Below are 8404 nucleotides of genomic sequence, written 5' to 3'. Positions count from 1 at the left end.
ATCGCCAGATCCCTGCTCGAGGCCGGCGGGTTCAGACCCCAACTACACCCTCGATTGTGAAGAGCCGGATTGGCTCGCATCTCGGCGAGGATCCTCGAAACACTCGGCATGCTGCAATGGTACCGCAGGCGGTACCAATCACCAGCTCTTGGCAACCTCCGTCTCTTTGCAGTGGAGGGTCCCACGAACCTCCTTCGAGACCCCACTCACGACGGCCGCTGCAGGGACAGCACGACGAAGCCGCCGGACCCCCAACGGGATCCGGCGGCTTCGTGCGTCACGAGGACAGCCCTCAGGCGTCGCGCTTCTCCATGAGGACGAAGGCCAGCACCAGGCCGAGGATGGCGGTGGCCACCAGCGCCCACAGCCCCTTCGCGTAGGAGTGGGTGGCGGCGTCATAGGTGGCGGCCATCACCAGCGGCGGGAAGTAGCCGCCCAGGCCACCGGCGGCGGCGACGGTGCCGGAGACGGCACCCACCTTGTCCTTCGGTGCGATCCGCGGCACCCAGCCGAAGACCGAGCCCTGGCCCAGTCCGAGGCAGGCGGCCATCAACAGGAAGGTGAGGCCGGTCAACGCGCCCTCGGTGGGCTGCGTGGACGCGAGGAAGGCCATCACGGCGACACCGACCAGCGAGACCAGCGTGACGATCTTCGGACCAACCTTGTCGGCCAGCACGCCGCCGAAGGGACGAGCCAGCACGGCGGCGATCACGAAGGAGCCCATCCGGTTGGCCGCAGCCACGGCGTCCAGGTGCGGGTAGACGGTGGTCAGGTACTTCGGCAGGAAGGTGGAGAAGGCCACGAAGCCGCCGAAGACGATCGCGTACAGGAAGCACATCTGCCAGGTGACGGCCAGCTTCAGCGCGGCGGCGACGCGGGGCACCAGCGGCTGGTGCTGCGGCTGCCAGGTCGGCGACTCCTTCATCGTGAACCAGACCAGCGCCGCCACCAGCACGAGGATCGCGGCGATGATGTAGTGCGCGGTCGTGTACGCGGTGGCCTTCACCAGGCGCGGGGTGACGAAGGCGGCGACGGCGGTGCCGATCATGCCCATCCCGAAGACGCCGTTGGCGAAGCCGCGACGCTCCGGCGCGTACCAGGCGGACGAGAAGGGGATACCGACCGCGAAGATCGTCCCGGCGACGCCGAGGTAGAAGCCCGCGCCGATCAGCAGCGGGTAGTTCTTGGTCTGCCCGGCGATCGACACCAGGATCACGGCCGGGGCGGCCAGCAGCAGGATCGTCGCGAACATCTTGCGACCGCCCAGACGGTCGGTGAGCGCGCCGACGAGGATGCGGCCGAGCGAGCCGACGATCACCGGGGTCGCCAGCATCATCGCGATCTGGCTCTCGGACAGCCCCATCGAGGTGGCGTAGGTCTTCTGCATCGGGGCGATCGACATCCATGCCCAGAAGCCGGTGGCCGAGGCGAGGGTGGCGAGCAGCACCTGGCCCAGCTGGCCGCTCAGGTCGGCGCCGGCGGCGGGGGTGGGCGCGTGGGTGGTGGCAGAGCTCATCGGCGGTTCTTTCTGTCAGGGGTACCGATCGGGTCCCAGCCGCGACGGCTGCCCTGGGACGAGGGGGTGGGGACACCGTCCCGGGTGCGGTACACGATGTAGGGACGGAAGAGGTAGTGCAACGGGGCGGTGAAGGCGTGCACCAGACGGGTGAAGGGCCAGATCGCGAACAGCAGCAGCGCGACCAGCACGTGGATCTGGAAGACGAGCGTCGCATGGGTCATCGCGTCCACGTCCGGCTGGAAGCGGAACAGCGAACGGAACCAGATCGAGACCGTCTCTCGGTAGTTGTGTTCGGTGCCGTTTGGGCCGTGGGTGCCGAACAGGGTGGCGCTGGTGCCCAGCAGGATCGCGCCGCCCAGGAAGATGTACATGATCTTGTCGTTGACGGTGGTGGCGTTGAAGACCTCACCCACGGTGCGACGGCGGTAGATCAGCATCAGCAGGCCGATGATCGTCGCCGCCGCTGCGACCAGGCCGCCGCCCAACGCGAGCATGTGGTACTGGTGCTGGTGGAATCCGATCGCGTCGGTCCAGCGCTTGGGGATCACCAGGCCCATGAAGTGGCCGGCGATCACCATCAGGATGCCGAAGTGGAACAGCGGCGAGGCGATCTTGAGGATCTTGCCCTCGTACAGCTGCGAGCTGCGCGTGGTCCAGCCGAACTGGTCGTACTTGTAGCGCCAGATCGTGCCGCCGATCAGCAGCGTGATGCACGCATAGGGGAGCATCCCCCACAAGAAGGCGTTCATGGTGTCTCCTCGGGTGAGCGCCCGCAGAACAGGTCGTTCATCGGGTCTCCAGTTCCACGAATTGGGGTCCGGAGACCCCATAGCCGTCCAGACCGACGGTCTCGACGGGATGCGCCGCGTCGTGCAGCGCCTGCACCTCGGCATAGGTCTGCGGCGACGGCCCCGGCAGGGTGGCGACGATCGCCTGCAGGATGCCGGCCTGGGGCAGCTTGTCCTTCTCCAGCTGCAGCCGCAACAGCTCCAGGCTGGCGCGGTAGGTGATCAGCAGCTGGCGTCCGCGCTCCCGGTCGCCGATGGCGGCGAACTCCAGCACCAGCGGCAGGTGGTCGGGCAGTTCCCCGTCCAGGCGGACGAGCAGCCCGGAGTCGCGGTAGACCTGCTTGATCCCGGCCAGCACCTCCCCACGGCGACGGGTGTCACCGTCGGTCCAGTAGGACAGGTGCAGGGCGTGCCGCCGCGAGATGTCGAACTCCTGCACGTGGAAGGCCTGCGCTTCCGCGAGCGGGAGGGTCTCCAGCTGCGCGATCGCGGCCTCGAACTGCCCCGCGAACCGGGTCTGGGCGACGGCCTCCCGGATCACCGGAAGGCGCTCCAGCAACTGCTCGTCCGGGTAGCTCAGCAGCAAGGAGGCGGCCTCGTAGCAAACCGCCTGCTCCTCGGCCGGCACCTCCGGCGCTGCGTTCGACCTGCGCGCGGCGCTCATCGCGCCTCGTCGCCGGAGATCCCGCGGCGCGGCATCTGGTCCTCGACCGCCTTGGTGGCCAGGCCCGACTGGTCGACGCCCCGCAGGCCGTCGGCCGAGGGCATCAGCGGCGGCGGCGCGACATCGGCCTCGGCGGCAGCCTGCCGCGCCTTGATCGACTGGTAGGTCTCGATCGCCACCGGCACCGGGCCGCGCGAGGACGAACCGAAGGGCCCCTCCTCGTTCATGCCGGGGCCACCGTCGAAGTCGAGCGAGCAGCCCATCTCCTCCAGGTTGTGGGCCTGCTCGATGTGCGCCTTCGGGATGACGTAGCGCTCGTTGTACTTTGCGATCGCCAGCAGGCGGTACATCTGCTCCATCGCCTTGGTGTCCATGCCGACTGCCGCGGCGATCTCCGGGTCGCCAGTGCCGCCGAGCGTGACCCCGCGCATGTAGGAGCGCATCGCGGCAAGCTTCTGCAGCACGCCGGTCACGATCGAGGTGTCGCCCGCGGTGAACAGCTCGGCGAGGTAGTCCACCGGGATGCGCAGGGCGTCGATGGCCCCGAACAGGTTGCCGGGAGCCTCCGCGTCGTGGCCCTGGTCACGCAGCAGGTCGACAACGGGGCTCAGCGGAGGGATGTACCAGACCATCGGCATGGTGCGGTACTCCGGGTGCAGCGGCAACGCGACCTTGAAGTGCTTGATCAGCGCGTAGACCGGCGACTTCTGAGCCGCGTCCAGCCAGTCGGAGGGGATCCCTGCCTGCTGGGCGTCGGCGATCACCTGCGGGTCGTAGGGGTCCAGCATGACGTCCAACTGGGCCTGGTAGAGGTCCTGGTCGTCCTTCACCGAGGCAGCCTTGGTCACCGCGTCCGCGTCGTAGAGGATGATGCCGATGTAGCGAAGACGTCCCACGCAGGTCTCGGAGCAGACCGTCGGGATGCCCGCCTCGAGGCGCGGGTAGCAGAAGGTGCACTTCTCGGCCTTGCCGGAGCGGTGGTTGAAGTAGATCTTCTTGTACGGGCAGCCGGTGATGCACTGGCGCCAGCCGCGGCAGCGGTCCTGGTCGACGAGCACGATGCCGTCCTCCGCGCGCTTGTAGATGGCGCCCGAGGGGCAGCTCGCCATGCACGAGGGGTTCAGGCAGTGCTCGCAGATGCGCGGCAGGAAGAACATGAAGCTCTTCTCGTACTCGAACTTCACCTTGTCGGAGGCGTCGCGGCGCATCTTCTCGATCATCGGGTCGGTGTCGCCGGTGGCATAGGTGCCGCCGAGCGAGTCGTCCCAGTTCGCCGAGTAGGTGATCTTGGTGTCCTTGCCCGTGATCAGCGACTTCGGACGGGCGACGGGGAAGTCGTCACCCAGCGGGGCATTGGTGAGCGTCTCGTAGTCGTAGGTCCACGGCTCGTAGTAGTCCTCCATCTCCGGCTGCACCGGGGACGCGAAGATGCTGAGCAGCTTCTTGAAGCGTCCGCCCGAGCGCAGCTTCAGACCACCGGACGGCGTGCGCACCCAGCCGCCCTGCCACTTCTCCTGGTCCTCGTAGCGGCGCGGGTAACCCAGCCCGGGGCGGGTCTCCACATTGTTGAACCAGACGTACTCGGTGCCGGCCCGGTTCGTCCACGCCTGCTTGCACGTGACCGAACAGGTGTGGCAACCGATGCACTTGTCGAGGTTCATCACCATCGCAACCTGTGCCATGACGCGCATCAGTACTGCACCTCCTGCGACCGCTTCCGGATGGTCGAGATGATGTCTCGGTTCACCCCGGACGGGCCGATGTAGTTGAACGCATAGGCCTGGTGGGCGTAGCCGCCGATCAGGTGCGTGGGCTTGAGCAAGATTCGGGTGACGGAGTTGTGGATGCCGCCGCGACGACCCGTTGCCTCCGACTTCGGGACGTCGATCGTCCGCTCCTGGGCGTGCTGGACGTAGGCGACGCCGACGGGCAGCTTGTGCGAGACCACCGCGCGGGCGACGAAGACGCCGTTCGCATTGGTGCACTCGACCCATTCGTTGTCCTTGACGTCGATCGACGCCGCGTCCTCCACCGAGAGCCAGGCCTGGGGCCCGCCACGACCGAGCGAGAGCATGAACAGGTTGTCCTGGTACTCGGAGTGGATGGACCACTTGTTGTGCACCGTCAGGTAGCGCAGCGTGATCGCCTTCTCACCCCGGGCACCGATCTCCGGCTCGCCGTAGGCACGGCTCATGTCCAGCGGCGGACGGTAGATCGGCAACTGCTCGCCGGCGTCGATCATCCAGTCGTGGTCGAGGAAGAAGTGCATCCGGCCACTGAGGGTGTGCCAGGGCTTCAGGCGCTCGGTGTTGATGGTGAAGGCGGCGTAGCGACGGCCACCGGTCTCCGAACCGGACCACTCCGGGGAGGTGATGACCGGCTGCGGGGAGCTCTGCGTCTGGGCGAAGGTGATGATCTTCTCCTCCGAGCCCTCGGCCAGGTCGGCGAGCTTCACGCCCGTCCGCTTCTCCAGGGTCTTGAAGCCCTGGGTGGCCAGCTCACCGTTCGTGGTGCCGGAGAAGGTCAGGATCGCCTCGGCCATCCGCTCGTCCGTGTCGATCGCCGGACGCCCGGCCGCCGGGCCGGAGTCGAAGACGCCGTGCAACTTGCCCAGCCGCTCCACCGCGTGCGTCACGTCGAAGGTGACGTTCTTGGTGGTGAAGCCCAGGCGGTCGGCCAGCGGGCCCACGCTCAACAACTTGTCGGCGATCGCGGTGTAGTCGCGCTCGACGACCATCAGCGCCGGCATGTTCTTGCCGGGCACGGCGGGCACGTCGGTGCCCTTCCAGTCGGGGACGTGCCCGCCGGGCTGGGCCAGCTCGCCGGGGGTGTCGTGCTGCATCGGCACGGCGACGATGTCCTTGCGGACGCCCAGATGGGTCTTCGCCATCCGTCCGATCGCCTGCGAGAGCGCCTTGAAGATCTCGAAGTCGCTCTTGGCCTCCCACGGCGGGTCGATCGCCGGGGTGAAGGCGTGGACGTAGGGGTGCATGTCGGTGCTCGACAGGTCGTACTTCTCGTACCAGGTGGCGGTCGGGAAGACGATGTCCGAGAGCAGCGTCGAGCTGGTCATGCGGAAGTCGCTGGTGATCAGCAGGTCGAGCTTGCCCTCAGGCGCCTCTTCGCGGAAGACGACGTCCTTGGGACGCTGCTCGGAGCCGTGCCCGTTCTCCATCACGTTGTTGTGCGTGCCCAGCAGGTGCTTGAGGAAGTACTCCTCGCCCTTCGCGGAGCTGCCGAACAGGTTGGAGCGCCACAGGATCAGGTTGCGCGGCCAGTTCTCGGGCGCGTCCACGTCCTCGATCGCCGACTTCAGCCGCCCGGCCTTCAGCTCACCGGCGACCCAGGTCGAGACGTCCGGCGCCTCGCCGCGGTCGACGGCGGCCTGCGCCTCGTCGGCCAGGTCGAGCGGGTTGCGGTCGAACTGGGGGTAGAAGGGCATCCAGCCCAGCCGGGCGGCGGTCGCCATCGCGTCCGCGGCGTGCATCCCGTCCAGGTTGCCGGTGCTCAGCGGGGAGGTGATCGCGTCGGCGCTGAAGCCGTCCGTGCGCCACTGGTCGGTGTGCATGTACCAATAGCCGGTGCCGATCATGGTGCGCGGCGGGCGGCTCCAGTCGAGGGCATTGGCCATGTTGAACCAGCCCGTCATCGGACGGCACTTCTCCTGGCCGACGTAGTGCGCCCAGCCGCCGCCATTGCGACCGATGCAGCCGGTCAGCATCAACAGCGCCATGATCGAGCGGTAGGTGACGTCCGCGTGGTACCAGTGGCAGATGCCGGCACCGATGATGATCATGGTGCGGCCCTTGGACTGCTCGGAGTTCTGCGCGAACTCGCGCGCCGTCCGGATGCAGGCCTCGGCCGGGACGGAGGTGATCTCCGCCTGCCAGGCCGGGGTGTAGGGGGTGTCGACGTCGTCGTAGCCCTTGGCCCAGTCACCGGGCAGGCCCTCGCGGCCGACGCCGTACTGGGCCAGCATCAGGTCGAGGACGGTGCAGTACTGCCGCCCCTCGATCGTGACGGTGGGGACGCCGCGGTGGATGACCGAACCGGCGCCGCGCGGGTCCTCGAAGCAGGGCAGCGAGATCGCCGCGGTGCCGTGGCCGGGGACCTCGGCGATGGACAGCGTGGGGTCGATGCCGTCCAGTTCCAGGTTCCACTGGCCCTCGTCGGTGGCGTTGTGCCGGAAGCCGAGCGAACCCTTGGGGACGACGGGCGACTGGGTCACCGCGTCCCAGACGACGGTCTTGAAGTTCGCGTCCGCCTGGTGCGCGTGCTGGGGCAGGTCGGCGGCCAACAGGAACTTGGACGCGGTGAGCCCGTGGCCCTCGGGGTGGTCCTCCAGGCGCACCAGCATCGACAGGTCGGTGTACTGCTTCACGTAGTCGGTGAAGAAGGGCACCTGGCGGTCGACGTAGTTCTCCTTGAGGATGACGTGGCCCATCGCCATCGCCAGCGCCGCGTCGGTGCCGGCCTGGGCGGGCAGCCAGTCGTCGGCGAACTTCACGTTGTCGGCGTAGTCGGGGCTGACGGTGACCACCTTGGTGCCGCGGTAGCGCACCTCGGCCATCCAGTGCGCGTCCGGGGTACGGGTGACCGGGACATTGGAGCCCCACATCATGAGGTAGGTCGCATCCCACCAGTCGCCCGACTCGGGCACGTCGGTCTGGTCGCCGAAGACCTGCGGGCTGGCCACCGGCAGGTCGGCGTACCAGTCGTAGAAGGAGGTCATCGCGCCACCGAGCAGGTGGGTGAAGCGGGTGCCGATCGCGTGGCTCACCTGGCTCATCGCCGGGATCGGCGAGAAGGAGACGACGCGGTCGGGGCCATAGGTCTTGATGGTGTTGACATAGCTGGCGGCGCTGATCTCGAGCGCCTCGTCCCAGCTGATCCGCACCAGACCGCCCTTGCCGCGGGCGCGCTGGTAGCGGCGACGCTTCTCGGGGTCGGTGCTGATCTCGTGGAAGGCGGCGACCGGATCGCCCAGACGTGCCTTCGCCTCGCGGTACATCTCCACCAGCACGGCGCGGCCATAGGGGTAGCGCACCCGGGTGGGGGAGTAGGTGTACCAGCTGAACGCCGCGCCGCGAGGGCAGCCACGGGGCTCGTACTCGGGCCGGTCGTTGCCGGTGGTGGGGTAGTCGGTCTGCTGCGACTCCCACGTGATGATGCCGTCCTTGACGTAGACCTTCCACGAGCAGGAACCCGTGCAGTTCACGCCGTGCGTCGAGCGGACGACCTTGTCATGGCTCCACCGGTCGCGGTAGAACACGTCCCCCGCGCGGCCGCCCTCGCGGAAGACGGCGCGGCCGTCGTCGGTCTCGTCCCACTTCGTGAAGAAGCGCCCGAACTTCAACAGGGCGTTGGAAGCTGCCCCGTCGGTGCGTGGAGTGTCTGCCATGGTGCGACCCTAACGGGCGCCTCCGACAATTT

At 67.9% G+C, this 8404-nt stretch carries 5 protein-coding genes; all 5 read right to left on the bottom strand.

Features of this window, described 5'->3' with window-relative positions; translation table 11 throughout:
- Positions 1–292: 292 nt before the first annotated feature.
- From ABD089_RS01400 to ABD089_RS01380, 5 genes are read right to left on the bottom strand one after another with little or no spacing between them, the layout of a single operon-like run.
- Positions 293–1516, bottom strand: a complete 1224-nt coding sequence (locus ABD089_RS01400) for a nitrate/nitrite transporter (protein ID WP_343884378.1) — start codon at positions 1514–1516, stop codon at positions 293–295.
- Positions 1513–2268 carry a respiratory nitrate reductase subunit gamma gene (narI, locus tag ABD089_RS01395; protein ID WP_343884377.1) on the bottom strand — a complete coding sequence of 252 codons (756 nt, stop codon included), beginning with the start codon at positions 2266–2268 and terminating at the stop codon, positions 1513–1515. Before narI ends, ABD089_RS01400 begins: the two co-directional genes overlap by 4 nt.
- 37 nt (positions 2269–2305) lie before the next feature.
- The gene (gene narJ, locus ABD089_RS01390) at positions 2306–2971 is read right to left on the bottom strand and encodes a nitrate reductase molybdenum cofactor assembly chaperone (protein ID WP_343884376.1); all 666 of its coding nucleotides are present in this window, start codon (positions 2969–2971) and stop codon (positions 2306–2308) included.
- On the bottom strand, positions 2968–4662 hold the full coding sequence (gene narH / locus ABD089_RS01385) for a nitrate reductase subunit beta (protein WP_343884375.1): 1695 nt from the start codon (positions 4660–4662) through the stop codon (positions 2968–2970). The genes narJ and narH overlap by 4 nt, the downstream gene beginning before the upstream one ends.
- The gene (locus tag ABD089_RS01380; protein WP_343884373.1) at positions 4662–8372 is read right to left on the bottom strand and encodes a nitrate reductase subunit alpha; all 3711 of its coding nucleotides are present in this window, start codon (positions 8370–8372) and stop codon (positions 4662–4664) included. The genes narH and ABD089_RS01380 overlap by 1 nt, the downstream gene beginning before the upstream one ends.
- Positions 8373–8404: the final 32 nt, after the last annotated feature.

This window comes from Luteococcus sanguinis, assembly GCF_039527675.1.
In the GTDB taxonomy this organism is placed as follows: domain Bacteria; phylum Actinomycetota; class Actinomycetes; order Propionibacteriales; family Propionibacteriaceae; genus Luteococcus; species Luteococcus sanguinis.
This window is presented reverse-complemented; position numbering and strand designations above follow the sequence as displayed.

Bases quoted from the DNA above. Each gene is read 5' to 3' on its own strand.
- ABD089_RS01400 (WP_343884378.1), bottom strand. From the start codon at position 1,516: ATGAGCTCTGCCACCACCCACGCGCCCACCCCCGCCGCCGGCGCCGAC.
- narI (WP_343884377.1), bottom strand. From the start codon at position 2,268: ATGAACGCCTTCTTGTGGGGGATGCTCCCCTATGCGTGCATCACGCTG.
- narJ (WP_343884376.1), bottom strand. From the start codon at position 2,971: ATGAGCGCCGCGCGCAGGTCGAACGCAGCGCCGGAGGTGCCGGCCGAG.
- narH (WP_343884375.1), bottom strand. From the start codon at position 4,662: ATGCGCGTCATGGCACAGGTTGCGATGGTGATGAACCTCGACAAGTGC.
- ABD089_RS01380 (WP_343884373.1), bottom strand. From the start codon at position 8,372: ATGGCAGACACTCCACGCACCGACGGGGCAGCTTCCAACGCCCTGTTG.